Origin of the sequence: Truepera radiovictrix DSM 17093 (assembly GCF_000092425.1) — a bacterium.
GTDB lineage: Bacteria > Deinococcota > Deinococci > Deinococcales > Trueperaceae > Truepera > Truepera radiovictrix.
Genome location: NC_014221.1, coordinates 420,811 through 447,517 on the forward strand (window position 1 = coordinate 420,811; position 26,707 = coordinate 447,517).

The 26,707-nt window shown below is 70.5% G+C and carries 22 protein-coding genes, 1 pseudogene and 1 riboswitch; of the genes and pseudogenes, 12 read left to right on the forward strand and 11 right to left on the reverse strand.

Annotation, left to right across the window (positions count from 1 at the left end; all coding sequences use genetic code 11):
• Positions 1-45: 45 nt before the first annotated feature.
• The 9 genes from cobT to TRAD_RS01945 are packed head-to-tail and all read right to left on the reverse strand — an operon-like array spanning position 46 to position 8,723.
• Positions 46-1,098: a nicotinate-nucleotide--dimethylbenzimidazole phosphoribosyltransferase gene (gene cobT, locus TRAD_RS01905; protein ID WP_013176894.1), complete on the reverse strand. Its 1,053-nt coding sequence runs from the start codon at positions 1,096-1,098 to the stop codon at positions 46-48.
• Complete coding sequence (locus tag TRAD_RS01910) at positions 1,095-3,161, reverse strand: cobyric acid synthase (RefSeq protein WP_221401636.1); 2,067 nt, start codon at positions 3,159-3,161, stop codon at positions 1,095-1,097. The genes cobT and TRAD_RS01910 overlap by 4 nt, the downstream gene beginning before the upstream one ends.
• Complete coding sequence (locus tag TRAD_RS01915; RefSeq protein WP_013176896.1) at positions 3,158-3,817, reverse strand: histidine phosphatase family protein; 660 nt, start codon at positions 3,815-3,817, stop codon at positions 3,158-3,160. The genes TRAD_RS01910 and TRAD_RS01915 overlap by 4 nt, the downstream gene beginning before the upstream one ends.
• Positions 3,810-4,886 (reverse strand): pyridoxal phosphate-dependent aminotransferase, encoded by a 1,077-nt coding sequence (locus TRAD_RS01920; protein WP_013176897.1) that lies wholly within the window; start codon positions 4,884-4,886, stop codon positions 3,810-3,812. Before TRAD_RS01920 ends, TRAD_RS01915 begins: the two co-directional genes overlap by 8 nt.
• Positions 4,873-5,820 (reverse strand): adenosylcobinamide-phosphate synthase CbiB, encoded by a 948-nt coding sequence (gene cbiB / locus TRAD_RS01925; RefSeq protein ID WP_013176898.1) that lies wholly within the window; start codon positions 5,818-5,820, stop codon positions 4,873-4,875. Before cbiB ends, TRAD_RS01920 begins: the two co-directional genes overlap by 14 nt.
• Positions 5,820-6,386 carry a cob(I)yrinic acid a,c-diamide adenosyltransferase gene (gene cobO, locus TRAD_RS01930; RefSeq protein WP_013176899.1) on the reverse strand — a complete coding sequence of 189 codons (567 nt, stop codon included), beginning with the start codon at positions 6,384-6,386 and terminating at the stop codon, positions 5,820-5,822. Before cobO ends, cbiB begins: the two co-directional genes overlap by 1 nt.
• Positions 6,379-7,089, reverse strand: coding sequence for an adenosylcobinamide amidohydrolase (locus tag TRAD_RS01935; protein ID WP_013176900.1), 711 nt, complete (start codon positions 7,087-7,089; stop codon positions 6,379-6,381). Before TRAD_RS01935 ends, cobO begins: the two co-directional genes overlap by 8 nt.
• A complete protein-coding gene (locus TRAD_RS01940; RefSeq protein ID WP_013176901.1) occupies positions 7,086-7,811 on the reverse strand; it encodes an adenosylcobinamide-GDP ribazoletransferase in 726 nt (241 codons plus the stop codon). Before TRAD_RS01940 ends, TRAD_RS01935 begins: the two co-directional genes overlap by 4 nt.
• Before the next feature lie 6 nt (positions 7,812-7,817).
• Entirely contained in the window at positions 7,818-8,723 is a 906-nt protein-coding gene (locus TRAD_RS01945) for an ABC transporter substrate-binding protein (protein WP_013176902.1), read from the reverse strand.
• A gap of 91 nt (positions 8,724-8,814) precedes the next feature.
• Positions 8,815-8,892, reverse strand: a riboswitch (cobalamin riboswitch).
• Positions 8,893-9,164: 272 nt separating this feature from the next.
• On the opposite strand from TRAD_RS01945, the gene prmC reads away from it, so the two are divergent.
• Positions 9,165-10,007 carry a peptide chain release factor N(5)-glutamine methyltransferase gene (gene prmC / locus TRAD_RS01950; RefSeq protein WP_013176903.1) on the forward strand — a complete coding sequence of 281 codons (843 nt, stop codon included), beginning with the start codon at positions 9,165-9,167 and terminating at the stop codon, positions 10,005-10,007.
• Positions 10,008-10,211: 204 nt separating this feature from the next.
• On the opposite strand, the gene lspA is transcribed toward prmC, so the two are convergent.
• Positions 10,212-10,733, reverse strand: coding sequence for a signal peptidase II (lspA, locus tag TRAD_RS01955; protein ID WP_013176904.1), 522 nt, complete (start codon positions 10,731-10,733; stop codon positions 10,212-10,214).
• Between the two features lie 199 nt (positions 10,734-10,932).
• Here lspA and TRAD_RS01960 point away from each other — a divergent pair, with 199 nt between their 5' ends.
• Positions 10,933-15,786: an NAD-glutamate dehydrogenase gene (locus TRAD_RS01960; protein WP_013176905.1), complete on the forward strand. Its 4,854-nt coding sequence runs from the start codon at positions 10,933-10,935 to the stop codon at positions 15,784-15,786.
• On the opposite strand, the gene TRAD_RS01965 is transcribed toward TRAD_RS01960, so the two are convergent.
• Positions 15,783-16,925: a coproporphyrinogen-III oxidase family protein gene (locus TRAD_RS01965; protein ID WP_013176906.1), complete on the reverse strand. Its 1,143-nt coding sequence runs from the start codon at positions 16,923-16,925 to the stop codon at positions 15,783-15,785. The genes TRAD_RS01960 and TRAD_RS01965 overlap by 4 nt on opposite strands.
• Between TRAD_RS01965 and TRAD_RS01970 the strand changes: the two genes are divergently transcribed.
• From TRAD_RS01970 to TRAD_RS02010, 10 genes and pseudogenes are all read left to right on the forward strand, one after another.
• Entirely contained in the window at positions 16,893-18,056 is a 1,164-nt protein-coding gene (locus TRAD_RS01970) for a methyltransferase domain-containing protein (protein ID WP_221401637.1), read from the forward strand. The two genes, TRAD_RS01965 and TRAD_RS01970, sit on opposite strands and share 33 nt — an antisense overlap.
• 49 nt (positions 18,057-18,105) lie before the next feature.
• The gene (locus tag TRAD_RS01975; protein ID WP_013176908.1) at positions 18,106-18,333 is read left to right on the forward strand and encodes a large ribosomal subunit protein bL28; all 228 of its coding nucleotides are present in this window, start codon (positions 18,106-18,108) and stop codon (positions 18,331-18,333) included.
• Positions 18,334-18,482: 149 nt separating this feature from the next.
• Positions 18,483-19,925, forward strand: coding sequence for a DEAD/DEAH box helicase (locus TRAD_RS01980; protein WP_013176909.1), 1,443 nt, complete (start codon positions 18,483-18,485; stop codon positions 19,923-19,925).
• Positions 19,925-21,141, forward strand: a pseudogene (locus tag TRAD_RS01985) (DUF790 family protein). The gene TRAD_RS01980 and the pseudogene TRAD_RS01985 overlap by 1 nt, the downstream one beginning before the upstream one ends.
• A gap of 56 nt (positions 21,142-21,197) precedes the next feature.
• Entirely contained in the window at positions 21,198-21,620 is a 423-nt protein-coding gene (gene msrB / locus TRAD_RS01990; protein ID WP_013176910.1) for a peptide-methionine (R)-S-oxide reductase MsrB, read from the forward strand.
• A gap of 20 nt (positions 21,621-21,640) precedes the next feature.
• On the forward strand, positions 21,641-23,125 hold the full coding sequence (locus tag TRAD_RS01995; RefSeq protein WP_013176911.1) for a S10 family peptidase: 1,485 nt from the start codon (positions 21,641-21,643) through the stop codon (positions 23,123-23,125).
• A 78-nt stretch (positions 23,126-23,203) separates the two neighbouring features.
• A complete protein-coding gene (locus TRAD_RS15900; RefSeq protein ID WP_148221161.1) occupies positions 23,204-23,872 on the forward strand; it encodes a hypothetical protein in 669 nt (222 codons plus the stop codon).
• Positions 23,856-24,788: an aminotransferase class IV gene (locus tag TRAD_RS02000; protein ID WP_013176913.1), complete on the forward strand. Its 933-nt coding sequence runs from the start codon at positions 23,856-23,858 to the stop codon at positions 24,786-24,788. Before TRAD_RS15900 ends, TRAD_RS02000 begins: the two co-directional genes overlap by 17 nt.
• A complete protein-coding gene (locus TRAD_RS02005; protein WP_013176914.1) occupies positions 24,785-25,516 on the forward strand; it encodes a sulfotransferase-like domain-containing protein in 732 nt (243 codons plus the stop codon). The genes TRAD_RS02000 and TRAD_RS02005 overlap by 4 nt, the downstream gene beginning before the upstream one ends.
• Positions 25,517-25,699: 183 nt before the next feature.
• Entirely contained in the window at positions 25,700-26,470 is a 771-nt protein-coding gene (locus TRAD_RS02010) for a hypothetical protein (RefSeq protein WP_013176915.1), read from the forward strand.
• The last annotated feature ends 237 nt before the right edge of the window (positions 26,471-26,707 follow it).

Here is a 26,707-nt window from a genome sequence, read left to right on the forward strand (position 1 = left end):
GGGTCACCCGCCACGCGCTCTAGCTGCGGAGGTCGAAGCGGGCCGCTAAAGCCCCGCCTCCTCGAAGGTCGCCATGTCGCGCAGCACCGCCGCGGCGCCCTCCAAAAGGCCGAACGCCAGCACCGCCCCCGACCCCTCGCCGAGCCGCAGCCCGAGGTCGAAAAGCGGGGTTAGCCCGAGGTGCTGCAGCTGCACCGCGTGGCCGGGTTCTTGGGAGCGGTGCGCGGCGAAGAGGTAGTCGCGCACCGCCGGGGCCAGCGCGGCGGCGACGAGCGCCGCGGCGGTGGCGATAAATCCGTCGAGCACCACGGGGGCGCGCAGGGCCGCGGCGCCGACGTAAAAACCGGTCAAGGCGGCGATCTCGAGGCCGCCAAAACGCCTGAGCGCCTCGAGCGGCTCCGTCGCCTGCTCCCCGTGGCGCTCGAGCACCTGTTCAACGACGGCCACCTTGCGCGCTAGCCCCGCGTCGTCCAAGCCGCTCCCGCGCCCCGTGACGGCCCGGGCGGGGGCGCCCGTGAGGTGCGCGGTGAGGGCCGCGGCGGCGGTCGTGTTGCCGATGCCCATCTCGCCACCGGCTAAGAGCACAGCCCCGCGCGCGGCGAGGTGCTCGGCCGCCTCGACCCCCGCGGCGCACGCCGCGAAGAGCTCGGCGCGGGTCATGGCGGGGCCGTGGAGCATGTTGCGGGTGCCGCGCGCGACCTTGCGCGACCACAGCGCCGGGTGATCGTCGACGTCGGCGGCGACCCCGACGTCGACGATCAGCAGCTTTGCGCCGGCGGCGGCGGCGAGCGCGTTGACGGCCGCGCCGCCGGCGAGAAAGTTGCGGACCATCCCCGCCGTGACGCTCTGCGGGTAGGCCGACACCCCCGCCGCCGCGACGCCGTGGTCGGCGGCGAAAACGGCGACCGCGCGGCCCTCTGGGCGCGGTTTAAGCGTACCCAACACCGCCGCGAGGCGCGCGCCGAGGGGCTCGAGCGCGCCCAAGCTGCCGGGGGGTTTGGTGAGCGCGGCGTGCCGCGCTAGCGCCCGCTGGTAGAGCTTTTCGTCGACCCTGTGAACGCGCGCTAGCGCCCCCCGAAAGGTCGCCTCAGCCGTCACGCGTCCCCCTCATCGAGCGTCACCTCCGGCAGGGTGCCCTTGAGGAGCTGCGGCAGCCCCACCACGCAGAGCGCCACGGCGTCGGCAGCCGCGGCGACGCGGGCGTTGGCGAGGCCCAGCGCGTCGCGGAAAAGGCGACCGAGCGCGTAGGCGGGCACCACCCCGCTACCGACCTCGTTGGTCACCACCACGACGGTTTTGCCCGCGCGGCGAACCGCCCCCAAAAGCGCGTCGACCCCCGCCAAGGCCGCCGCGATGGCCTCGTCGCCGGCCTGCGCGGCGGCCTCCGCTTCGCTCTGTTCGCCCGCAGCGTAGCGGCTAAGGAGCAGGTTCGCGACGTAGCCCGACAGGCAGTCGAGCAGCACCACCCGCTCGGGGGCCGCCGCGAGCGCCTCGGCCGGGGCGAGCGGGGTCTCGAGCGTCCGCCAGCTCACGGGTCGCCGCGCGCGGTGCCGCGCGACGCGCCGCGCCATCTCCGGGTCGCTCGCGCGCAACGTCGCCAGGTAGAGCGCCCCCTCGCCCGGCTCCAAAAAGCGCCGCACGAGCGCCTCGGCGTAGCGCGACTTGCCCGAGCGCGCCCCGCCGGTGACCAGCACGAGCCGCGGGGGGCGCCGCGGGGCGCGCCCGCGAAAGAGGGCGTCGTCGATGGCGCTGACGTCTAAGTGCGCCTCGACGTGGTCGGCGAGCCGGTCGAGCGCCGCCTCGAGCCCCGCCTCGGGGTCTAGCTGTGCCGCGCTCACGCCGAGCGCGCCGAGCAGGTAGCGGACGAACGCCGCGTCCTCCAAGAGCCCGTGCGGATAGACGCCCAGGACGCGCCCCTGCCGAAACCCGAGGCCGTCGGCAAGGAGGGGTTGCGCGCGGCCCCCGGCGCGGGTGCGGCCGTGGTGAATCTCGTAGCCGGTGACCGTTTCGCCCGTCGCCAACAGGGTACTTTGGACGTTTCGCGTGACCTTAATGGGCGCCAGGGTGGTCTCCAGGTCCAAAAGCCCCAACCCCGTAACCGTCCCCGCTGCCCCCTCGAGCCCGTGGGGGTCGTGGATGACGCGGCCCAAGAGCTGCATCCCACCGCAGATCCCGAGCACCAGCGCGCCGCTCTCCGCGCGCTCCTGCACCGCCGCCCCGAGGCCGGTGCGTTGCAGCCAAGCGGCGTCCGTGGTGAGGTGCTTCGAGCCGGGCAGCACGATGAGGTCGGCCGCGGCCAGCGCGCTCGGCGCCTCGACCCAGCTGAGCGCCACCGCCGGGTGCCGCGCGAGGGGGCCGAACTCGTCGAAGTTGGAGACCGTCGGAAAGCGCAGAGCGGCCACCCGGACGGGCGCCTCGCGCGCGGCCGCCCCCGCCGGCGGCAGGTCCTGCGCGTCCTCCTCGGGGAGCGCGAGCGGCAGATAGGGCACCACCCCCAAAGTCGGCCGCCCCGTGCGCGCCGCTAACCACGCCGTGGCGTCCCCCAAGAGGGCGGGGTCGCCGCGGAACTTGTTGAGCACGAAACCGAGGAGCGTCTCCCGTTCGGCCGCCTCCAAGCACGCCCAGGTGCCCAAGAGGTGGGCGAACGCCCCCCCGCGGTCGATGTCGGCGACGAGGAGCACCTTCGCGTCGGCCTCGAGCGCGGCGCGCATGTTGACGATGTCGCCCGCTTTCAAGTTGACCTCGGCGGGGCTGCCCGCGCCCTCCAAGATGACCAGCTCGAACGCCTCCAGAAGGCCCCGCAACGACGCCGCCACGTGCGGCCAGAGGCGCGCCTTGCGCGCCTCCCAGGGGAGCCGTGAGAGCGCCGGGTCGGCGCGGCCGAGGAGCACGACCTGCGAGCGCCGGTCGCCTTCGGGTTTGAGCAGCACCGGGTTCATCCGCACGTCGGGGACGACGCGAGCGGCGCGGGCCTGCACGAGCTGCGCGCGGCTCATCTCGAGCCCGTCGGGCGTGACGCCGGCGTTGTTGCTCATGTTCTGCGCTTTGAAGGGGGCGACCCGCACGCCGCGCCGCGCGTAGAGGCGGCAGAGGGCGGCTGTCAGGTACGACTTGCCCGCGCCGCTGCTGCACCCCTGCACCATGAGCGCCCGCCCCCTCACGCCGGCCCCTGTGCGCGGGCGTCCTCGGGGGGGAGGTCCTCGAGGTGGGCGACGTCGCCGACCGTCTGGAGGATCGCCCCCCGGTCGCCCAAGACGAGTTTGCTCAGGCTCGCGGGCGGCACCGCGAAGCGCCACCGCCCCCCCTGCGGGGTCCCCGTCAGGCTGTAGAGAAGGGCCAAGATGGGGCCGCCGTGGGTAAAGGCGAGCACCCGCCCGCGCGCGCCTAGCTCGCGCCGCCACGCCGTTACGCGCGCCAGGAGCGCTTCGTAGCGCTCACCGCCGGTCGGCGCGTGCGCGTAAGGGTCGTCGTACCACGCCCCGAGCGCGGTGCCGTCGGACGCGGCGACCTCCTGCCAGCGCCGCCCCTCCCAGCGGCCGAAGGCGAGCTCGCGCAGGCGCGCGTCCGGTACGGCGCTCCGCCCCGGCAGGGCGAGCCGCGCCGTCTCCCGGGCGCGCGCGAGGTCGGAGGTGAAGACCGCGTCGAACGCCGCGCGCTGCAGGCGCGGCCGCAGGCGCCGCGCCGCCTCGCGGCCCCGGTCGCTGAGCGCCGGGTCGCCCTGCCCCTGCACCCGCCCCTCGAGGTTCCAGAGGCTCTCGCCGTGGCGCACGAGCCACAGCTCGAGCCCCCCGGCGTGCTCCGTTGCGTGCTCACGCATCGCTCCCTCCGGGACCGAGAAAGCGCGGGAACGCCGCCAACAAGCGGTGGTTGTCCTCGGGGCGCCCCGCCGCGAGCCGCACGCAGCTGTCTAGCCCCAAGCTCGAGGCGTCGCGCAGCCGAAACCCCGCCGCGCGGGCGCGAGCGCTCACCGCGCTCGCGCTCCCGACCTCCACCAAAAAGAAGCTCGTGGCGCTCTCCCAAACCTCGAGCCCGAGCGCGCACAACCCCCGTTGCAACGCGCGGCGCTCGGCCAAGAGGCGCGGCACGCTGTGGCGCACGAAGGCCGCGGCGGCCGGCGAGCGGCACCAGCGCACGGCGGCCGCCGCGGGGGTGCTCACCGACCAGGGGGGGGCGGCGCGGCGCAGCACCTCGGCGACCTCGGCGGGGGCGAGCGCGTAACCCGCGCGCAGCCCCGCGACGGCGAAGGTTTTGGTGAGCGCGTGGAGCTGCACCGCGCCCTCGGGGAGCTCGGCGGGGGCGCTCGCGCGTTCGCTCAGCTCGAGGTAGGCCGCGTCGAGCACCAGCAGCGCCCCCCGCGCCGCGCAGCGCTCGGCGAGCTCGTGCAGCGCCCCCGCCTCCCAGGCGTGCCCCGTGGGGTTGTTCGGGTGGCAGAGCCACACGAGCGCGGGGCGAACACTCTCCACGGCGCGCGCGAGGGCCGCCGCGTCGGGGGGTGCGCCCCGCCGGTAGACCGCGCAGGTGGCGACCCGCGCCCCCTGCAGCTGGCTCGCGCGGGCGTACTCGCCGAAGGTCGGGGTGGCGACCAGCACCGCGTCGTTCGGGCGCAGGTAGCAGGCTGCGAGCCGGTAGATGAGTTCGGCGGCGCTCCCCAAGGTGACCCGCTCGAGCGGGGCGCCGTGGTGCGCCGCGGCGGCCGCGCGCGCCTCCTTGTAGCTCGGGTCGGGGTAGCTGGCGAGCGCGAGCTCGCGCAGGTGCTCGAGCAGCTCGGGGGGCGGCCCGAAGGGGTTGCTGTTGACGCTGAAGTCGCGCCCCTCCCCCACGGCGGTGCCGTCGGGGCCGCCGTGGGGGAGGGGGGGGAGGTGCAGCCACGGTTTAGGCTCGGGCACGCGCGCTCCCTAAAAGCCACCAGCCGAGCATCCCGAGCCCGAGCGCAGCCCCCACAAGCTGCTGCGCGCGCCCGATGTCGGCGGCGGTGGGTGCCCGACCGGCGGCGTTAAGGACGTAGACGCCGCGCTTTTCGAGCCGCACCCCGAGCCCGGCGGCGGCGAGCGCCATGGTGACCCCGCCGTTCGGGCTCGGGGTGCGCCGCGCGTCGCGTTTGAGGCCGCGCCACGCGGCGCGCGCGTCGCCGCCCGCGAGCGTGAGGGCGAGGAGCAGCAGCCCCCCCGAGAGGCGCGCCGGGACGAAGCTCAAGAGGTCGTCGGCGCGGGCGGCCGCTCTGCCGAAGTGCTCGAGCGCCGGCGTGCGGTAGCCGAGCACCGCGTCGGCGGTGTTGACGAAGCGGTAGACCGCCGCCCCCGGCAACCCGAAGGCGGCCGCGTAGAGAAGGGGCGCGGTGATGCTATCGGTGAGGTTCTCCGCGAGCGACGCGACCGCCGCCCCCGCGACCTCGCTCGGCGTGAGCCCAGCGGTCTCGCGGCTCACCAGGTGCCACCCGAGCAGCCGCCGCGCGGCCGTCAGGTCGCCCGCCGCCAGAGCGTCCCGCACCGCCCCGCCGGCCGTTAGAAGCGCCCGGACGCTAAAGAGCGGCGCGAGCGCGCACGCGAGCAGCGGCCTCCGCGCGGGGTCGGGGAGGCGCTGCGCGCCGCGCTGCACCCCCCAAGCGAGGCCGCCCGAGAGCGCCGCGCCCAGGGCGACGAACCCGAACCCCGCAGCGAGGCGCGCCCTGGGGCGGCGGGCGCGCGCCAAGAGCGCCCCCTTGAGGTTCAAGTAGCGCCCCATCGCCACGACCGGGTGCAGCCGCGCGGGCGGCTCGCCAAAACACAGGTCGAGCGCGAGGCTGAGGAGCGCGGCCCCAAACGGCACGCCCACCGGCGCCATCAGTGCTCGACACCCCGCTGCGCGGGCACCCCGGCGTCGAAGGCGTGCTTGACCTTGTGCATCTCCGTGACGGTGTCGGCGACCGCTAGAAGCCGCTCGTGCGCGTCGCGGCCGGTCAGCACCACGTGCATCTTGGGGGGCCTTGCCCGCAAGGTCGCGATGACGTCGTCCACCTCGAGCCACCCCCACGACACGGGGTAGGTCACCTCGTCGAGCACCACGAGGTCGTACGCGCCGCTAAGGATCGCCGCTTTGGCCCGCTCCCAGCCGGCGACCGCGAGCGCGCGGCTGGCCTCTAGGTCGCGCGAACGCCACGAGAAGCCGTCGCCCAACCCCTCGTAGGGGACGCCGAGGGCGGCGAGCGCGCGGTGCTCGCCGAAGCTCGCCCCCTCGTGTTTGATAAATTGAAACAGGCGCGTTTTTAGGCCGCGCCCGTGCGCGCGCAGCAAAAGGCCCAGGGCGGCGGTCGTCTTGCCCTTGCCGTGGCCCGTATAGACGATGACGAGCCCGCGGCGCTCGCCCTGGGGTTTGGGGGTGGTGTAGGTCGTCGGCGGGGTCTTAGCCATCGAGCCTCCTTAAAGCGCGCGCGAGCGCGGTGTAGGCGGTGTCGGCGACCAGAAAGCCGGGCGCCGTGGCGAGCCCCGCGTAGGGGCTTCGGGGCGCGGGGGCGAGGCTGACCACGCTCACCGTGTCGGTGGTGGTGCCCGTGGCGAGCTCCCCGAAGGGCGTCCGGACGTTGGCGTCGCGCAGCGCGGCGGTTTTGGCCTCGGTGGCGCTCTGCACCGCCCCGACGAGCGCGGCAGGCTCGAGCGCGCCCTCGAGCAGCACGATGAGGTTGACCGTCCCGGCGCCTGCCGCCCCCGCCCCGAGCGGGTCGCGCCCGCCGGCGGCGGCGGCGTTGCCCACCCCGGCCGTGACGAGCGCGTGGACGCGCCACCCCGCGCGCGCCGCCGAGGCGGTCTCGAGCTCCGCCATGCTCACCGCGGTGAGCAGCCCGAGCGTCTCAGCGGGGGGGAGGTCGAGCGCGCGCGCGTAGCGCCGCAGCTCCCCCGCCGGGTCGTCCGAGCACCACCCCCGTTCGACGCTGCAGCTCAACACGAAGCGGGGGCGGCTAAAGCCGCCGCCGAGGGGCGCGCTCGAGAGCGCCGCGCAGCGCCCCGGCAGCTCGAGTAGGAGGTGGTGGCGCCAGGCGCGCGCGCTCGGCAGGGTGCGGCGCAGCGTTACCCCCGGCGCCCCGAAGGGGAGGCGCTCGCCGCGCGGCCCGCTCACGCCGCCACCGCCGCGACGAGCATCAGGGTTTCGCTGGCCTCGATCATCGCCCCGTAGGCGTCCCCACCGAGCCCCGCGAGGCGCCGCGCGAGCCACGCCGCCAGGAGCAGCGTGCAGAGGAGGGAGACGGCGAAAAGGAGCGCGAAGAGCGAGAGCGCCCCCACCCTCCAGGCGAGCGCGCCCCCTAGCCCCAGCCCCAGGAGCAGCGGCAGGGGCACGTCGCGCGGGTTCGGGCGCGCAAGGCGTCCCAAGCGGCTGCCCGCTCCCAAGGGCGCGAGCGCCATCGGCAGCACCACGGTGGTGCGGCTTACGAGCGGGGCGAAAAGCAGCGCGGTGAGAGGGGCGGCGCCGGCGGCCGCAGCTTTGACGAGCAGCAGCACGCCGCCGGCCGCGAGCGCGAAAGCGCCCAGGTGCGGGTCGCGGGCGATCTGCTGGCGCTCCGCGGGCGGTCTGCTCGCCAAAGCCGCGTCGGCGAGGTCGCAAAAACCGTCGAAGTGCAGCGCACCCGTGAAAAGAAGCCACGCGCCGACGAGGAGCGCGCCGCTCAGCGGTTCGGGGAGGCCGCGCAAAAGCCACCCGGTCAGGTAGAGGAGCGCTCCCAGCACGAGCCCTGCGAGCGGGTAGGCGCGTACGCCGCGCCGCAGGTCGTCCTCACGCCAAGCCAGCGGCGGCAGCGGCAGGGTGGTGAGAAACGCCAGCGCCACGCGCAGGGCCCGCAGCACCGCGGCCTAACGCGAGGCCGCGCCGCGCACGGCCTCGGGTTCGCCGAAGACCTCGGGGTGCAGGGCTCGGGCGAAAAAGCGCACCGCCTCGACCATCCGCGGCCCCGGGCGGCTGATGGCGTCGCGCGTCACGGCGTCGGTGGTGACCACGCGCCCCTGCTGCACGGCGCTGATACCCGCCCACCCGGGACGCTCGGGAAGCGCCCCGGCGTCCTCTTCGCTGACGATAATCACCTCCGGGTCGGCGGCGATGACGTACTCCGGGTCGAGCTGCGGAAAGTCGCCCAAGTCCTCCGTGACGATGTTCTCCCCCCCCGCTTTGGCCAGCAGCACCCCGATAAACGACCCCGGCCCGACGCTAAAGGGGGTGGGGTCGATCTCATAGTAGACCGAGACCCCCTCTAACGCCTCGGTCTGCGCGGCAATGGCCTCGATCTCGCCCCGCACCCGCTCCACGAGGAGCGCCGCCTCGAGCTCGCGGTTGACGAGCTGCCCGAGCACCGCGAACTTCTCGAAGGCCTCGTCGAAGGTCTGGGCGGTGCCCGCGTAGACCGTGACGCCGGCGTTGCGCAGCGCGGCCGCGAGGTCGGACGACTCGTCGGCGAGCACCAGGTCGGGCTCGAGCGCCAAAATCGCCTCGATGTTCGGTGAGAACGCGCCGCCGAGGCGGGGTAGGTCGTCGGTTTCGGGGGGGTAGTTGGTAAAGTCGTCGACGCCGACGAGCTTGTCGCAGGCGTCAAGGGCGCAGAGCGTCTCGGTGTGGCTGGGCATCATCGCCACCACCCGCTCCGGTTCCCGCTCGAGGGTCACGGTGACGCCTAAGTCGTCGGTGACGCTAAGGGGGTAGGGCGCGGCGAGCGCGGCGCTCGCCAGGGTGAGCCACCAAGCGGTGAGGGGGACGGACACCTTCATAAGCAGCCTCCTCGGGCTACGCGCGCGTCGAGGAGGGCTCTTTGCAGCTGCGCCGCAAGCGCACCCGCCTCGTCCGCGCGAGGGGTGTGTAGGCGTCACGGCTGGCGATCGGGCTTCGAGGGGTCTCGTTACCGTTGCGGGACAGCGCCGGACTCGCACCGGACTTCCCCAGACGTGCGCGGCTCTGAGCTTACGGCCCAGGGGGGGCCGTGTCAATCGGCGGCGCGGCGCCTACGCGAACGCGGGGGCGGTATGCTGTGCTCGGCGCCTGCTGACCCGGTGGCGCGGCGCCCCCCAGAAGGTGTGTCCCGCCAACCGCCTCGAGCCCGGGGGGGCTGTGCGGGAGCCCGCTCGAGGCGACCCCGACCACGGCCCCCGGGCTGCGACGCGTGGACACGCAGTGGACACGCACGAGACACGCGTAAACCGCCGACACCCGCCATGACGACCCTCGCCCAAGCCCTAGAGGACACCACCCGGCGCCTGGAGCGCGCCGGCGTCGAGAGCGCCGCGAGCGAAGCGTACGCGCTTTTAGAGGCGCTCCTCGCGCTCTCCCGCAGCGAGCTCTTGCTCGCCCGTCAGCGGCCGCTGAGCGTCCCCCAAAGGCGCCGCCTCGAGGCGTGGGTGCGCCGCCGCGAGGCGCGCGAACCGCTCCAGCACATCCTGGGAGTAGCGCCCTTTTACGGGCTCACCTTACGCGTCACGCCGCAGGTGCTCGTGCCGCGGCCCGAAACCGAGCGCCTCGTCGAGCTGGCGCTCGCGCACCTCCGGGGGCGAGCGCGCCCGCACGTGCTCGACGTCGGCACCGGCAGCGGCGCGGTCGCCTTGGCCCTCCAAGCGGAGCGCCCGGACGCGGTGGTCTTAGCGAGCGACCTCTCTGGGGCGGCTCTGGCGGTCGCTCGGGAGAACGCGCGGCGCCTGGGGCTCCCCGTGCGCTTTCGCCGCGCCGACCTCCTGGCTGATCCCGCCGTGCGCGCCTTTGCGCGCCGCGCCGAGCTCGTCGTCTCCAACCCGCCCTACTTGCCCGAGGGCGACCGCGAGGCGGTGAGCCCGGAGGTGCAAGCCGACCCGGCGACGGCGCTCTACGCGGGGCCGGACGGTCTGGCGGTCTTTCGGCGGCTCGAGCGCGAGGCGTTTAGCGCCCTCCAACCGGGCGCCGCGCTGTTTGTCGAGCTCGACGCGCGCAACGTCGCGCGCGCGCTCGCCGAGAGCCGGGGGTGGGCGCGCGGCGCGGTGCACGACGACCTCGTGGGTCGGCCGCGGTTCTTGCAGCTCGTGCGTTAGCGGGCGTAGTGAGGTCTTCTGCTACGTCTCACCTTCAAAGGCGTCGGCGAGCACGCGCCCTGACACCGCCGCCCCTCGTCGTGAAACCGCCAAAAACGCAGCGCCCCTAGCGAGCTTTGCCCGCTAGGGGGAGCGAGGTGCGGGGGCGAAACGCTCTAGGTCAGGAGTGCTACGGTCGCCCCGCGTGCTGACGCCACACGGCGCTTAGCGGTCGGCTTCGGGCCGGGTCCCGCCGAGCTCGTCGGGGGGAGCTGCGCGCGGCTGCCCCTCGTGAGAGCCCTCGGTGAGGCTCGCCAAGATGAGCAGCCCCGCGCCGATCACCACGCACATGTCGGCGACGTTAAAGACCGGGAAGTTGAAGTTGGGCAGGTGGAAGTGGATAAAGTCGCGCACGTAGCCCAGGTAAAAGCGGTCGATCATGTTCCCGACCGCGCCGGCGAGGATCAGGGTAAAGGCCGAGAGCTGCAGCCTGGAGAGCGTGGGCGCGCGGCGCAGCAGGTAGATGAGCAGCGCGAGCGAGACGGCCGCCGAGAGGACGCCCAGGAGCAGGGTGGTCGTGGGGCCGTGCTGCAGGATACCGAAGGCGGCGCCGATGTTGCGGGTATAGGTAAAGTGAAAACCCAAACCGATGGGGACGCCCGGCCCGCCGAGCGGAAAGGTGTTGGCCGCCCAGACCTTGGTGAGCTGGTCTAACGCGACGAGCGCCGCGGCAACGAGAAGGTACATGGCCCCAGTATACGGGGCGCCCTCGAGGGTTCATGTGTGGGGGGCAAAGGGCGCATAAAAGGGTGCGTGGGGGGTAGGGGCGCGCCGTATACAGCGCGCTGCGGCGCGACGAACGAACGCGCCCATGTATACTTTGCATATTCAAGGTAGCCAGACCTGAAGCGCCGGCCGGCGGTCCGGAGCGTAAAGGAGAAGCGAGATGCCCGCAACGCAAAACCACCTGCAAGAGTTCGTCGCGCAAAGCCGCGGGGCGAAGGCGCTCGAGCGCCAGCTGATCGGCCTGCTCTTCGAGGAGGCGCCCCCCGACCTTTTGGAGGCCTTTAGCGCCGAGAGCCTCACCGCCTTGGGGCGGCGCGCGCGCGACTTTATCGGCGTGCGCACGCACCCCAGCGAGGTGCGGCTACGGGTCTACAACCCAACCCTAGAAAACGACGGTTGGAGCGTCCCTTACACCGTGCTCGAGCTGAGCCTCGGCGACCGGCCCTTTATCGTCGACTCGGTGCGCGCCGAGCTGCGGCGCCACAACGTCGACGTCTTGCACCTGTTGCACCCCATCTTGGAGGTGCACCGCGACGCCGACGGGAAGCTCCTCGGGTTCGGCGAGGGGGGGGTGCCCGAAGCTTATGAGCTCTACTTTCTCGCGCTGGAGCCGCGCGAAGCGGCCCGCCGCGCGCTCGCCAAGGCCGTCGAGAACATCTTGCAGGACGTGGTGCTGGCGACCGACGACTACGGCCCGATGCGCGCGCAAGCCAAGGCGCTCAGCCGCTACCTCGCGGAGTTGGCGCAGGCGGAGCGCCGCATCGAACGCGCCGACGAGCTCGCCGAGTACGCCGAGTTCATGCGCTGGCTGACCCAGGACAACTACGTCTTTTTGGGTTACCGCGAGTACGATCTCTTGGAGCCGGAGACCCCCGGTGGCGACCTGCGGCTTCAGGTCACCCCCGATTCGGGGCTCGGGGTGCTGCGCAAGGTCAGCAGCGCCTACAACACCCCGGTGCCGCTCTCACGGTTGCCGGAGGGGTTGCGCGAACGCGTCGTCGGCGGTCAGGTGCTCACGGTTACCAAGACGAACGCTGAGGCGACCGTGCACCGCCCCGCGCGGATGGACTACATCGGGATCAAAAAGGTCGTGCGGGGCGTTTTCCGCGGTGAGCACCGCTTCGTCGGGCTGTTTACCTCCAAAGCGCTCTCGACCCCGGTCGACGAGATCCCCATCTTGCGGCGCAAGCTGCGCCTCGTCTTGGCCCTCGACCACGCCAAGCCGGGGTCGCACGACTTTAAACGCATCATCTCGGTGTTTAACTCGATCCCCCGCGACGAGCTCTTCTGGAGCGACCCCGAGCGGCTGCACCGCGACATCCGCACGGTGATGGCGATGGCCGACGAGGGGGGGGTGCGGCTCACCGTGCGCCCCGACCCCTTGGCGCGCGGGTTTGCGGTGATGGTGGTGATGCCCCGCGACCGCTTTAACGCCGAGGTGCGCCGCGCCATTCAGGCCTACCTCACGAACGCCTTTCGCGCCACGCACGTCGACTACCAGCTCGCTATCGGCGAGGACGAGGCGCAGGTGCGCTTTCACTTCTTCTTTACCACCGACCTCGACCCGCACACCCTCGAGCTCTCGGTGCTCGAGCGCCGCGTGGCGGAGCTGACCCGCACCTGGGACGACCACCTCGGCGAACTCCTCGAGGCGACCTACGGCCCGGCGCGCGGCCGGCACCTCGCGGCGCGCTACGCGCGCTTTTTCGACGAGCGCTACCGCGCCGACACCCGACCCGAAACGGCGGTGCACGACGTCGCGGCCTTCGAGGAGCTCGAGCACACCCCCTTCGTGGTCCGCTTTCGCAACCCCGAAGGCCCCGACCGCGCGCAAGGGGGTGCCGAACCCGCCCCCGACGGGGCGCCCAACGACACCCACCTCGAGGTCTACCACCGGGAGCGCACGTTGGTCCTAAGCGAGGTGCTGCCGATCCTCGAAAACCTGGGCTTTCGGGTGTTGGAGCAGGTCTCGTACTTCGTGTCGCTCGCCGAGGGGCCGGTGCCGGTGCGCGGCCTCGACGTCTTTCGGGTCCAGGGCGCGCAGGGGGAGCGGCTCGAGCTAGCGGCGGTCGGCGAGAGGCTGCAAGAGGCGCTCGTCGCCCTCCTGAGGGGGCAGGCGGAGAACGACCGCTTAAACCGCCTCGTGCTCTACGGCGGGTTGCGCGTGCGTCAGGTGGCGCTTTTGCGCACCCTGCAGGCGCTCTACGCGCAGCTCTCGGCCGGGACGAGCCGCCGCTTCGTCAACGACACGCTGCTCAAACACCCCGCGCTCGCGGGGCTGATCTACCGCGCCTTCGAGGCCAAGTTCGCCCCCGACCCGCCCGGGGGCCCGGCGCGAGGCCGCGAGGCGCGCGAGGCGGCCCTGGCGGAGGTGCGCGCCGACTTTAACGAGGGGCTCGCCGAGGTCGCCTCGCTCGCCGAGGACGGGACGCTCCAGGGGCTCTTTAACCTCGTCGAGGCGGCGGTGCGCACAAACTTCTTTCTGGACAAACCCTTTATCTCGCTTAAGCTCGAGTCGGCGCGCGTCACGCACATGCCCGAACCGCGCCCGCTCTATGAGATCTTCGTCTCGGCGCCCACGGTCGAGGGGGTGCACCTGCGCGGCGGCCGGGTCGCGCGCGGCGGTCTGCGCTGGAGCGACCGGCCCGACGACGTGCGTACCGAGGTCTTGGGGCTGATGAAGACCCAGATGACCAAAAACGCGGTCATCGTCCCCGTCGGTTCGAAGGGGGGCTTTGTCCTCAAAGGGGAGCCGAGCGACCCGGAGGCGCTGCGCCCCTTTGTCCGTGAGGCCTATCAGACCTACCTCAGGGGGCTTTTGGACCTCACCGACAACCTCGTCGAGGGCCGGGTGGTGCACCCCGAAGGTGTGGTCGTGTTCGACGACCCCGACCCCTACCTGGTCGTCGCCGCCGACAAGGGCACCGCGACGTTTTCCGACCTCGCCAACCAGACGGCCGCCGAGTACGGCTTCTGGCTCGGCGACGCCTTCGCCTCCGGCGGCTCCTACGGTTACGACCACAAAAAGGAGGGGATCACCGCGCGCGGCGCCTGGGAGTGCGTGGCCAGGCACTTCCGCGAGCTGGGTCTGGACGTCCACCGCGACACCTTTACGGCCTTTGGCATCGGCGACATGTCGGGCGACGTCTTCGGCAACGGGATGCTCTACACCCCCAAGCTCAAACTCCTGGCGGCTTTTAACCACCAGCACATCTTTTTAGACCCCGACCCCGACCCCGAGGCGAGCTACCGCGAGCGCCGGCGCCTTTTCGAGCTGCCGCGCTCCACCTGGGCCGACTACGACCCCGCTGTGATCAGCGCGGGGGGTGGGGTCTACTCGCGCTTCGCCAAAAGCATCCCGCTCTCGGAGCCGGTGCGGCGCGTCCTGGACCTCGAGGCCGAAGCGCTCTCGGGCCAGGACCTCATCCGGGCAATTCTAAAGATGCCCGTCGACCTCTTCTGGAATGGCGGGGTCGGCACCTACGTCAAAGCGAGCACTGAGACGCACGCCGAGGCCGGCGACAGCGCCAACAACGCGGTGCGCGTCGACGCCTGTGAGCTGCGCGCGCGGGTCGTCGGCGAGGGGGGCAACTTGGGGTTCACCCAGCGGGCGCGGATCGAGTACGCCCTCGCGGGTGGGCGGATCAACACCGACGCGGTGGACAACTCGGCGGGCGTCGACATGTCCGACCACGAGGTCAACCTCAAGATCTTGCTGCAACCGCTCGTCACCGCCGGCCGCCTCAGCTTCGACGAGCGCAACGCGCTCCTTAAGGAGATGACCGCCGAGGTGAGCGCGCTCGTGCTGCGCGACAACTACCGGCAGTCCTTGGCGCTCTCGCTCGCCCAACGGCGCGCGAGCCGTGACGTCTCGCCCTTTGTGTCGCTGCAAGCCTACCTCGCCGAACGGGGGACGCTCCGCCCTGACGTCGAGGCCTTGCCGGACGCCAAAACGGCCCTCGCGCGCGGGGTCACCCGCCCCGAGCTCGCGGTGCTGCTGGCGTACACCAAGATGGGGCTCTACCGGCGGCTTTTAGAGACCGACTTCCCCGACGAGCCGTTTTTCGCGCACTACCTCGTCGAGTACTTCCCCGAAGCGCTGCAGGCGCGCTTTAGAGACGACATCCTGGCGCACCCGCTGCGCCGCGAAATCACCGCCACGCAGTTTACGAATACGGTCGTCGACCTTCTCGGGATGAGCTTTGTGCACCGCAACGTCCGCGACACCGGCGCTTCGCCGGTCGAGGTGGTGCGCGGGGCGCTCTTGGCGCTCGAGATCCTCGAGGCGCCCGCCCTCTTAGAGCGCCTCTTCGCGCTCGACGGCGCCGTGGCGGCCGACGCGCAGTACGCCATGCTCGAGCGCTTCGTGGCCGCCGTCGAGGGGGTGGTGGCGTGGCTGCTCCTCAACGACATCCCCGTCGCCTCGGTCGGCACCTTTGTCGAGACCTACAAGGCGCCGCTCTCGGCGCTGCGTGAGGGGCTCGCGGCGCTCTTGCCCGCAGCGGAGCGCGCCCGCTACGAGGGGACGCTGCAGGAGATCGTGGCGCTCGGCTTCGAGGGGCCCCTAGCGGCGGAGCTCGCCAGCCTCGAGTACCTGCCGAGCTCGGTCGGGGTGGTCGACGTCAGCCGCAACACCGCGACCCCCTTAGAGACCGCGGCGCGCCTTTTCTACGCCCTCGGCGAGCGCTTCTCGCTCGGCGCGCTGCGCGACGCGCTCGCCGCGCTCGAGGCCCGCAGCAAGTGGGACAAAATCGCCCTCAACGGCCTTGTCATGGACCTGCGGCGGGCGCAGCTCGGCCTCACCGAGCAGCTCCTCGTCGAAGGCGGCGACGCCAGCGACCCCGCGGCGGCCGTCGAGGGCTTTTTGGCCCGTCACCCGCGGCTGCTGCGGCGCTTCGACGCGGCGCTCGCCGAGATCCGCCAGGAGGACGCCCTGGGGCTAGCGAGCGGCGGGGTGCTCTCGCGGCTCCTGTGGCAGATGCTCGAGGAGACGCGGCGGCAGGCGGCGGCCTAAGCGTGGGGGGGGTGCGCTGGGGGCGCGACCGCGAAGAGCGCCCGCGTCACCCCGTTGAGCTGCAGCAGCCCCGCCTCGGTCGCGCGTAAGAACCCCCCGGCGCGCTCGAGCAGCCCAACGCGCTCCAGGCGCGCCAGCACCCCTTGGTAGTGCGCCGCGACGTCGAAACCTGCGCGCGCGCTCAGCGCCGCCAGGTCGAGCCCGCGCGCGGTCCTGAGGCCGGTCATCAGCACGTCCTGGACGTACGCGGCGCTCCCGACGGGGAGGACCTCGGGGGGGGCGCCCGCCAGCCAGGCCTTGATGGGCGGGTTCGTGCGGCGCTCCCCCAGAAGGCCGCCGTGCGACACGGGTACGAACGCCGCCGCCGCGGGGCCGAGCGCCAAAAAGGGGTCGCCGCGCCAGTAGACGCTGTTGTGCTTCGCCTCAAAGCCGGGGCGGGCGTGGCTCGAGACCTCGTAGCGCACGAGGCCGTAGGCGCCGAGCACCTCGCTGGCTAGCGCGTAGTCCTCGGCCTCCTTGTCCTCGTCGACGGTGACGCCGCGCCGCGCGAAGGGGGTGTAGGGTTCGATGGTGAGGGTGTAGACGCTAAGGTGCGCGACGCCGGTCTGCGCGAGCGCGTGCAGGTCCGCCGCCGCGTCCTGCCCCGGGACCGCGGTGATGAGGTCGGCGGAGACGGTAAAGCCCGCCGCGAGCGCCATCTCGACCGCCTCGAGCCCCTCGCGCCCGGTGTGCTGACGGCCCAAAAACGCCAGCACCGCGTCCTGGGTGGACTGCACCCCGATGGAGAGGCGGTCGAAGCCGAGCGCCCGAAAGGTCTCTAGGCGCCCCCGGTCAAACGTCTTGGGGTCGGCTTCAAGGGTCGTCTCCAGCGCCGCCGGAAAGCCCCACGTCGCCTCGAGGGTGCGGGTGAGGTGGGCGAGCTCGTCGTCGGTGAGGTGCGACGGCGTGCCGCCGCCGAAGTAGAGGGTGTCCAAGGGCCCCGGAAACGCGGCGTAAAGCGCGCGCGCCTCCCCCTGCAGGCGCTCGAGGTAGGCCGCGACCAACCCCTCGTGCCGCCGCATCTTGTGAAAGTCGCAGTAGGGGCACACCTTGGGGCAAAACGGCACGTGGAGGTAGAGGGCGCGGGGCGGGGGGAGCATCGCCTCATAGCTTATGCGGGGGCGCGGCGCGGGTGCGGTATCGTAGACCTCCGTGCCCCGCCGCAAGCCCCCCCCAAAGCCCCCCGCGCCGCGCCCCCGGCCCTCACGGCCTTTGAAGCGGAGGTGCTGCCGGGGCTCGAGCCCTTCGCCGCGGCGGAGCTGCGCGCGCTGCGCGGCGTGCGGGAGCCCCGAGCGGCGGCCGGTGCGGTGCGCTTCGCGTTTGCGGGGCCTTGGGCGGCGCTGCACGCGCTGCGCACCGTGGTCGCGGTGTACGCCGTGGTGCCTTTCGCCGTGCCCCGCCCCAAGGCGCTCTTGGGGCACGAGCACCTGACGCGGCTCTTGGCCGCTATTGCCGCGGTGCGCCGCGGTGCGCCGGCGGGGGAGCGCTTTGCGAGCTTCCGCCTGGGGGCGGCGGGGGAGGGCTCGAGCGTCCTGATGCGCCTCGCCGAGACGCTCGCCCGCGAGACGGGGCTCGCCTTTGAACCGGAGACCGGCGAGCTGCTCCTGCGGCTGCGGCGCGCGCCGCACCAAGAGGGCTGGGAGGCGCTCTTGCGCCTCACCCCGCGCCCCCTCTCGGCGCGGCGTTGGCGCGTCTGCAACCTCCCGGGTGGGCTCAACGCGGGCGTCGCCGCGGCTATGCTGGCGCTCGCCGAGGTGCGGGCCAGCGACCGGTTGCTGAACGCCATGTGCGGCTCCGGCACGCTCGCCATCGAACAGGCGCTGACGCTCCCCCCCGCGCGGCTTTTAGCGTGCGACACGAGCGCCGCAGCGCTCGCGTGCACCCGCGACAACGCGCGCGCCGCGGGCGTGACGCTAGAGCTTTTGCAGGCCGACGCGACGGCGCTGCCGCTGCCGGACGCGAGCGTAAGCGTCGTCGTCGCCGACCCGCCCTGGGGTGACGCGGTCGGCACCCACGGCCGCAACCGCGCGCTCTACCCGGCGTTTTTGCTCGAGGCGGCGCGCGTAACAGCTCCCGGGGGGCGCCTCGTCATCCTCACGCACGAGCTGCGGCTCTTTGACGAGGTGCTGGCGCAGCCTGCAGTCCGCGCCCGCTGGGACTCCGTAAGAAGCGTGCAGGTCTTTCACGGCGGCCACCGTCCGCGGCTGTGGCTGCTTAGGCGCCTTGCCTAACGGGGCTGGAGCGTGCTAAGATTGCAAGGTTTTGACGGAAGAGGTGACTATGGCGAAAGTATGTGACATCTGCGGGAAAAAGCCCGTCATCCGCAACCAACTGGTGCAGAGCGGGAAGGCGAAGCGCGAGGGCGGCGTCGGGCGCAAAACGACCGGCATCACGAAGACCTGGCGGCTCCCCAACCTGCAACGGGTGACGAGCCACGTCGGCGGCCAGTCCCGCCGCATCCGCGCCTGCACGGCGTGTATCCGCGCCGGTAAGACGCTCGGCCTCTAACGGGGCGTTTAGGGACCTTCGGGTCCCCTTTTTTTGCCCCGTCGCGCGTGCGCCCCGCGTGCGGCGCTCGGGCCTTCCAGCGCCCTCTCACCTCGAGCCCGAAGCGGCGAGCGACAAGGGGGTGCTTGAGGCCGTGATAGCTTGGTGGGGTGCCGCAGCCTAGCAGGCTCACCTTCGACAGGGGCACGCTGATCCTCCACCTTCCCCCCGCCGGCCACAGCTGGGTTCAGTTCGCCACCTGGGACGACCGCATCGAGCGGTTTCGCCTCCCCGCCCTCGCCTACCGCCCCTTTTTGGAGGCGATGCGCGCCGAGGGGGTGGCGGTCGTGGACAAGGCGCGCGCCTTTGGCGCGCTGCAGCTCACGCCCGCTACCGAGGTAACGCCCTTTGCCCACCAGCTCGAGGCGCTTCGGGCCTGGAAGCGCTCGGGGCGCCGCGGGGTGGTGGTGCTGCCGACCGGCTCGGGAAAGACCTACCTGGCGCAGCTCGCCATGCAGGCGACCCCGCGCAGCACCCTCGTGGTGGTGCCCACCTTGGACCTCATGCACCAGTGGTACGCGCACCTCAGGGCCGCTTTTCCGGACGTCGAGGTCGGGCTCTTGGGCGGGGGTTCAAAGGACCGCACGCCGCTTCTTATCGCCACCTACGACAGCGCCGCGATGCACGCCGAAACCCTCGGCAACCGCTACGGCCTTCTCGTGTTCGACGAGTGCCACCACCTGCCGGGGGCGTTCTACCGCGCCGTCGCCGAGTACGCGCTCGCCCCCTACCGCTTGGGGCTCTCCGCGACGCTCGAGCGGAGTGACGGCAAGCACGCGGACTTAGAGCGGCTCATCGGGCCCGTCGTGCTGCGCCGCACCCCCGCGGAGCTCGCCGGCGGCGCTTTGGCCGAGCACCGGGTCGTGCAGATCCGAGTCAAGCTCTCGGCCGCGGAGCGCGCGCGCTACGACGCCCTCATAGGGACGCGCAACGCCTTTTTAGCGCAGCAGGGGATCAGCCTGGGCACGCTGTCGGGTTGGGGCCGCTTCGTCCGGGCGAGCGCGCGCTCCAAGGCGGGGCGCGCGGCCATGCTGGCGCACCGCGAAGCGCGCGCCATCGCCTTCGGTACCGAGGGGAAGCTGCGCGTCTTAGCCGACCTGCTGCGGCGGCACTTCCCCGAGCGGACGCTCGTCTTCACCGACGACAACGCGACCGTCTACCGCGTGTCGCAGGACTTTTTGATTCCGGCCATCACCCACCAGACGAAGGTCAAGGAGCGGCACGAGATCCTCGCACGCTTCCGGAGCGGCGCGTACCCGGTGCTGGTGACCTCCAGGGTGCTCAACGAAGGGGTCGACGTGCCGGCGGCGAAGGTCGCGGTGGTGCTTTCGGGAACGGGTTCGACGCGCGAGTACGTGCAGCGCTTGGGCCGCATTTTGCGGCGCGGCGAGGGGAAGCTCGCGGTGCTCTACGAGGTCGTCGCCGAGGGTACCAGCGAGGAGGGGGTGTCGCGGCGGCGGCGCGGGGAGCGGCCGGAGGCCCCCCCGCGCTTCGAGCGCATCGGCGACGAGGAGACCGTCACCCTAGACGACCTCGGCGCGCCGGGGCCCTAGTGCTGCCGTCGCCCCTCCTGATCTCCCGCGCGCTCGGCGAGGAGGTCATCCCCAAACGCCTCGAGTTAAACCGCGCAAACCTAGCGACGGCGCGCGACCTGATCGCCCTCTTTGAGCGCTGCCGCGGAGGGCGGCGCGCTGAGCTCAACGAGCAGCTCGCGGTGTTGGAGGGGGACGGGACCGACTACCGCGTCAAACGCGGGTTGGCGCACATCCTGCTCGGTAGCTTCAGCACGTTTGAGACCGTGAGCCCGCTGGAGCCCGCCAAACTGCGCGAAGCGGTCTTTACGCGCGCGGCCTCGGGCGTGCCGGACCCGCGGGGCGCCGCGGCGACGGTGCAACGCGTCGCGGAGGCGCTCACGCAGGAGCTCGGCCGGAGCGTGCACCCAGGCGAGGTGCGCGAGGGGCTCTACGCCGACCTGCCCGACAACCAGCGCCTGGTAGCCTTCGAGCCGCCCACGCCCGAAGCGCTGTTGCACCGCTACAACCTCGCCCAGGCGCAGGGCGTCCTCTACCGCGCCAAGCACGTGGTGATCACCGCGCACCGCAACGACCCCGGTGAGTACAAGCTGCTGTTTCGCTACCTCAAACTCTTCGGCCTGATGAGCTACATCGAGGGCGACGCCGAGTACGGCTTTACCATCACCGTCGACGGCCCCGCGAGCCTGTTTGCGCCGAGCACCCGCTACGGGCTGGCGCTCGCGAAGCTCCTCCCCGCGCTTTTACACGTCACGCGCTGGAGCCTCGTCGCCGAGCTCGCGCCGCGTACGCTCTATGACGGCTCGAGCACCCCCAGCCGCTTTGCGCTGGACTCGAGCTGCGGCCTGGTCTCGCACTACCCGCCCGGCAGGCCCTACGACAGCATCCTCGAGAGCGCCTTTACCGAGCGCTGGCGCAGCGCGGGTAGCACGCCTGGCGGCTCGAGCGCGAGGTCGACCTCGTCGCGCTGCCCGGCAGCGTGATGGTCCCGGACTTTCGTCTCGTCCACCCCGACGGGCGCTCGTTTTTGCTCGAGATCGTCGGGTACTGGCGTCCCGAATACCTCAAAAAGAAGTTCGCCCAGGTCAGGCGTGCCCTGCGCGACGACCTCATCCTCGCCGTGTCGGAGAGGCTCAACCTAAGCCGCGCGGGGATCACCCTAGACGACCTGCCCGCCAAGGTGGTGTGGTTTAACGAGAAGCTGCTGCCGAAGTCGGTGTTGGCGCTCCTGCCGTGAAGGGCGGGCGCAGCCTGCTTGACGCGGGGGGGCGCGCAAAGCGGTTAGGCTAGTCTATGGACTCGCAAAAGCGCGACGAGAACGCCCCCCAACAAAACCCCAACCTCACCCCCGAGCAGATCTACGTGCTCCGCCACGAGGGTACCGAACGGCCGGGCTCGAGCCCCCTCAACTATGAGAAGCGCCCCGGCACCTACTACTGCGCGGGGTGCGGCGCGCCGCTCTTTACCTCGGCGACCAAGTACGACTCCGGTTCGGGGTGGCCGAGCTTTTACGCGCCGATAGAGGGCAGCATTGAGACCAAAGTCGACTACAAGCTCCTGGTTCCCCGCACCGAGTACCACTGCGCGCGCTGCGGCGGCCACCAGGGGCACGTCTTCGGCGACGGTCCGGAGCCGACCGGGTTGCGCTACTGCAACAACGGGGTGGCGCTGACCTTCGTCCCGGACGACCCGGAGGACACGGCGGCCGAGAGGTAGCGCGGCAAGTAGCATGGGGCATGACCCAAGAACCCGCACCGCAGACCCCGGCGCAGCCTAGCGCAGCGGCGCTGCAAGACCACCTCGTCGTCACCCACCACACCCTCACCGTAGGGGGCGCGGAGCTGCGCTACACCGCCACCGCGGGCACCCTCGTGCTGCGCGAGGAGCGCCACAAAGACGGCGTCTGGGAGGGTGACAAGCCCAAAGCGACGGTTTTTGTCGTCGCCTACAGCAAAGACGGGGCGGACCCGGGGAGGCGCCCCGTCACCTTCGCCTTTAACGGCGGCCCCGGTTCGTCGTCGGTGTGGCTGCACCTGGGCGCTTTGGGCCCCAAACGGGTCCTCATGGACGAACTCGGCCACCCCACGCCGCCGCCCTACCGCTTGATCGACAACGCCCACACGCTCCTAGACGTCACCGACCTCGTCTTTATCGACCCCGTGTCGACCGGTTACAGCCGCGCCGCCCCCGGCGAAAAGCCCGCCGACTTTCACGCCTTCAACGAGGACATCGCTTCGGTCGGCGACGTGATCCGGCTCTACACCTCGCGCTATGGGCGCTGGTCGAGCCCGAAGTTCTTGATCGGCGAGTCCTACGGGACGACGCGCGCGGCGGGGCTCGCGGGCTACTTGCAGGAGCGGCATGGGATGTACCTAAGCGGCCTCATGCTGGTCTCGTCCGTGCTGGACTTTCAGACCCTGCTCTTTGAGGCGGGCAACGACCTGCCCTATAGCCTCTTCCTGCCCGCCTACACGGCCACCGCTTGGTACCACTCTCGGCTGCCCGAAGCGCTGCAGCGCCGGCCGCTTCGCGAGGTGCTCCGCGAGGTCGAGGCGTTCGCGCTCGGGGAGTACGCGCTCGCCCTGTTGCAAGGCGCCAACCTGGAGGCCGAGCGGCGCGCCGAGGTCGCCCGCACCCTGGCGCGCTACACGGGGCTCAGCGAGGCGTACGTGGAGCGCTGCGACCTGCGGCTCGAGATCGGCCGCTTTACCAAAGAGCTGCTGCGGGACGCGGGGCGCACGGTCGGGCGGCTCGACAGCCGCTTTACGGGTTTCGACCGCGACGCGGCGGGGGAGCGCCCCCTGTACGACCCCTCCTACGCCACCATCCAAGGCCCCTACACGGCGACCTTGAACGACTACGTCCGCCGCGAGCTCGGCTTCGCGAGCGACCTGCCCTACGAGATCTTGACGAACCTCTACGAGACCTGGAGCTACAAGGCGTTCGAGAACCGCTTCGTGAGCGTGTCCGACACCCTGCGCAAAGCCATGTCGATCAACCCTCACCTCAAGGTACACGTCGCGAGCGGGGTGTTCGACCTGGCGACGCCCTACTTCGCCACCGCGTACACGCTCAGCCACCTGGGGCTCGCGCCTGAGCTGCGCGGCAACCTCAGCACCAGCACCTACGAGGCGGGGCACATGATGTACGTGCACGAGGCGTCGCTAGCGAAGCTGAAGGGAGAGTTGGGGAGGTTTATTCTTACTTCTCAGGCAACTTGATTTGAGTGGTTAGCGATTGAGACTCTAGACTATTATGGAGCTAATTCAATGGACTTGAGAAATCTAATTGTAAATAAGGTGGATAACGCTAACAGTCTGCTTTCCCAACACCCAATAGCAAAGGGGCTTGTTGAGGGTGGCGTCTCACTCATACCCTTTTTGGGAACAGCCATAACAGGTACCCTCAATACCCGTGCGGCTCTCTTATTTGAGAGGAACACAACACTGCTTACTAACGAACTAAAAACCCAGGTTCACAGACTGAGTGAGAATAAGATAGATAGAGAGTTCTTAGACTCCGATGAATTTACATTTCTTATCCTGGATGTTCTTGCTAAGAATGCCTATACATATGAGGAAGTCAAAACTCAACTTTTTGCTCAAATTCTTATCAACTCGACATTGAAGGGAACCTCCTCTACCCCTTATAAAGAGGGATTTGTTCGGATAGTTAGTGATCTAAGTGCGCAGCATATTCAAATTTTTACTGCTGTATTTCGGAAAGCTCAAACGTTCACAGGTCAGCACCAAATTAACAACGAAGACTATGTAAAAGCTCAGGAAATTGCTGGAGAAGCTGAACTGACTCAAAGCCGTACTATAGCGTATTGCGAAGAACTAATACGCTATGGATTGTTGTCCGATTGGTCAGTTGGGCGCTGGGAGTATCAGCGAGGTTTGTACTCAGTAACTGATTACGGCGCTGAATTCGCTTCGTTTCTAATGTCACATGTCAGTGAGAGCTAGGCAGTTTGTGCGCGGCACCCACGCCTCCCTCCCCGACCCCCGCAACGAGAGCGTTTTCGTCTACATCAACGGCGCATTCTTCCCCCGTCACGAGGCCAAGATCTCCGTGTTCGACAGCGGCTTTTTGGTCGGCGACGGCGTGTGGGAGGGGGTGCGGCTTCATGAGGGTGCCTTCGCCTTTTTGGACCTGCACCTAGAGCGGCTGTTCGAGGGGGCGAGGGCGATCGGCCTAGACATCGGCAAGACGAAGGCCGAGCTCGAGGCGGCGCTGTACGACACCGTGCGCAAAAACGCCATGCACACGGACGTGCACGTGCGCCTGATGGTCACCCGCGGGACCAAAAAGACCCCCTCGCAGGACCCACGCCTCGTCGAGGGGGGGCCCAATATCGTCATCATCGCCGAGCACAAGCGCGCCGACCCGGAGGTGACGGCGGCGGGCGTGCGGCTGCTGACCAGCACCGTGCGCCGCCCGCCGCCCGACACCCTGGACCAGAAGCTAAACTGCCACTCCAAACTGCACGAGGTCGTGGCGCTCGTGCAGGCGCTGCACGCGGGCGCGGACGAGGCGCTGATGCTCGACCCCGAGGGGTTCGTGGCGACCTGCAACGCGACAAACTTCTTTATCGTCCGGCGCGGCGAGGTGTGGACCTCGACGGGGCAGTATTGCCTAAACGGCATCACGCGGCGCATCGTCCTGGCGCTCTGCCGCGAGGCGGGGATCGTGGCCCTCGAAAAGCCCTTTTCGCTCACGGAGGTCTACAGCGCCGATGAAGCGTTCGTCACGGGGACCTTCGGCGGGTTGACGCCCGTGATCGAGGTCGACGGGCGGCGGATCGGCGACGCTCAGCGCGGCCCGGTCACAGCGCGGCTCACCGCCCTCTACCAGGCGGCGGTGGCGGAGGCGGCGCGGTGACGCGGCCCCTACGGCTGTCCGTCTGGTCGGGGCCGCGCAACGTCTCGACCGCCCTGATGTACAGCTTTCGGGAGCGCGCCGACACGACGGTGGTCGACGAACCGCTCTACGGGCACTACCTACGGGTGTCGGGTGCGCCCCACCCCGGCCGCGACGAGGTGCTCGCCAGCATGGACACGGACGGCGAGCGGGTGGTGCGGGAGGTGCTGCTCGGCGACTACGCTGCGCCCGTAGTGATGTTTAAAAACATGGCGCACCACCTGGTGGGTTTGGAGCGCGCGTTTTTGGGGGAGCTCACCAACGTCCTACTAACCCGCGACCCGTACGATATGCTCCCGTCGCTCGCGCAGAGGCTCCCGGAGCCCACGCTGCGCGACACCGGCCTCACCGAGCAGGTCGCGCTGCTGGAGTTCGTGCTGGAGAGGGGCCAAGAGCCCGTGGTGATCGACGCCAAGGCGCTCCTCCAGGACCCCGAGGGGGTGCTGCGGGCGGTGTGCCGCCGCTTGGGACTTCCCTTCGACCCGGCGATGCTCGCGTGGCCCGCGGGCCCCAAACCCGAGGACGGGGTGTGGGCCAGGCACTGGTACGCCAACGTGCACCGCTCGAGCACCTTCGCCCCCTACACCCCCAAGGCCGACCCCCTGCCGGCGCACCTGACGCCGCTTCTCGAGGTGTGCGCGCCGCTCTACGAGCGTTTGGCCGCCTACGCGGTCTCCCCCGAAAGGTAGCGGCGCGCGCTTAGAGGCCAGCGCGAGGACGCGCCCACTCTTGGTCGGGGCTTACCGTTTACTTGCTCCGTATTGCCTACACTCGCCTTGTTAGCACCGTCCGGTGCAGCGCCCCTACACGGGCGAGGTGTCGCCGCTTAGGTCGCGACGAGCACTTACCCGAGTCAGAAAGGAGAGACCGACGTGAAAAGAACCTCTTTGCTGGCGCTCACGACCGCCCTGTCGCTCACGCTCGCCGCTTGTGGTGAGCCGCAGACAGCGCCCCCCACGACCCCGACGCCACCCACCGACCCCACTCCACCGACCGATCCGACCCCACCTACCCCACCCACCTACCCCACCCCGCCGACCGATCCAACCCCGCCGACGGACCCAGCGAGGGTGGACTTTACCTTTACCGCCGTGCCTAACCTGACGCTGCGCGAGCGCCAGTGGGACACCGAATTCGACTTCGACACCACCGATTGGGAGGCCGTCTACGCCTTTTACGACGCCGACCTCCAGGCGCAGGGGTGGCAGAAGGTCAGCGAGGACATCGAGAGCGGCGACGTCGACGCCGAGTACGCTAAAGATGGCCTCGAGCTCGACCTCAGCGTCGACCTCGAGGACGGCAACTACGTCGAGGTGCAGATCGACATCGACGAGAGCGCCAGCGCCATTACCGCGGGCACTTTCGGCCTCTACACGCTCCCCGGTCTGACCATCAACCTCTACCCCGACGCGAACGTGCTGCAGCGCGAGTGGGACTACGACTTCGACTACGACACTACCGACGTCGCGGCGGTGTTCGCCCACTACGACGGCCTCTTGCGCCAGCAGGGCTGGACCGAGGTGAGCCGCGAGGACGAGTTCGACGTGACCTACCAACTGAACGGGGTGACGTTCCGTTTGGACGTCGACTTAGAGGACGGCGACTACGTCGAGGTCGAGATCAGCGTCGATCAGAACAACTAAAGGCTGCGCGCCCAACCCACAGCGTCTCAGAGGCACCTATTGGTGCCTCTGAGTGCGTTTGGGGCTTGCGGTATAGGGCGCAGCACCGGCGCGTTGGAGGGCAAACCGGATGAGCCGAGGTGACGTCACGCGCGCGACAGCTTTTCGCAGCGCCCCTCTCTAGAGTAGGGGCGTCTAGCATCGCGCTCGCCCCTTTACACCCCTGCGCGTCGCGTCGTCGTAGCGCCCTTTCGCTTC

Excerpts from the sequence above, each read along its gene's own strand:
- prmC (WP_013176903.1), top strand. The coding sequence starts at position 9,165 with ATGACGACCCTCGCCCAAGCCCTAGAGGACACCACCCGGCGCCTGGAG.
- TRAD_RS01995 (WP_013176911.1), top strand. The coding sequence starts at position 21,641 with ATGACCCAAGAACCCGCACCGCAGACCCCGGCGCAGCCTAGCGCAGCG.
- msrB (WP_013176910.1), top strand. The coding sequence starts at position 21,198 with ATGGACTCGCAAAAGCGCGACGAGAACGCCCCCCAACAAAACCCCAAC.
- TRAD_RS02000 (WP_013176913.1), top strand. The coding sequence starts at position 23,856 with ATGTCAGTGAGAGCTAGGCAGTTTGTGCGCGGCACCCACGCCTCCCTC.
- TRAD_RS01945 (WP_013176902.1), bottom strand. The coding sequence starts at position 8,723 with ATGAAGGTGTCCGTCCCCCTCACCGCTTGGTGGCTCACCCTGGCGAGC.
- TRAD_RS01915 (WP_013176896.1), bottom strand. The coding sequence starts at position 3,817 with ATGCGTGAGCACGCAACGGAGCACGCCGGGGGGCTCGAGCTGTGGCTC.
- lspA (WP_013176904.1), bottom strand. The coding sequence starts at position 10,733 with ATGTACCTTCTCGTTGCCGCGGCGCTCGTCGCGTTAGACCAGCTCACC.
- TRAD_RS01960 (WP_013176905.1), top strand. The coding sequence starts at position 10,933 with ATGCCCGCAACGCAAAACCACCTGCAAGAGTTCGTCGCGCAAAGCCGC.
- cobO (WP_013176899.1), bottom strand. The coding sequence starts at position 6,386 with ATGGCTAAGACCCCGCCGACGACCTACACCACCCCCAAACCCCAGGGC.
- TRAD_RS01975 (WP_013176908.1), top strand. The coding sequence starts at position 18,106 with ATGGCGAAAGTATGTGACATCTGCGGGAAAAAGCCCGTCATCCGCAAC.
- cbiB (WP_013176898.1), bottom strand. The coding sequence starts at position 5,820 with ATGGCGCCGGTGGGCGTGCCGTTTGGGGCCGCGCTCCTCAGCCTCGCG.
- TRAD_RS01965 (WP_013176906.1), bottom strand. The coding sequence starts at position 16,925 with ATGCTCCCCCCGCCCCGCGCCCTCTACCTCCACGTGCCGTTTTGCCCC.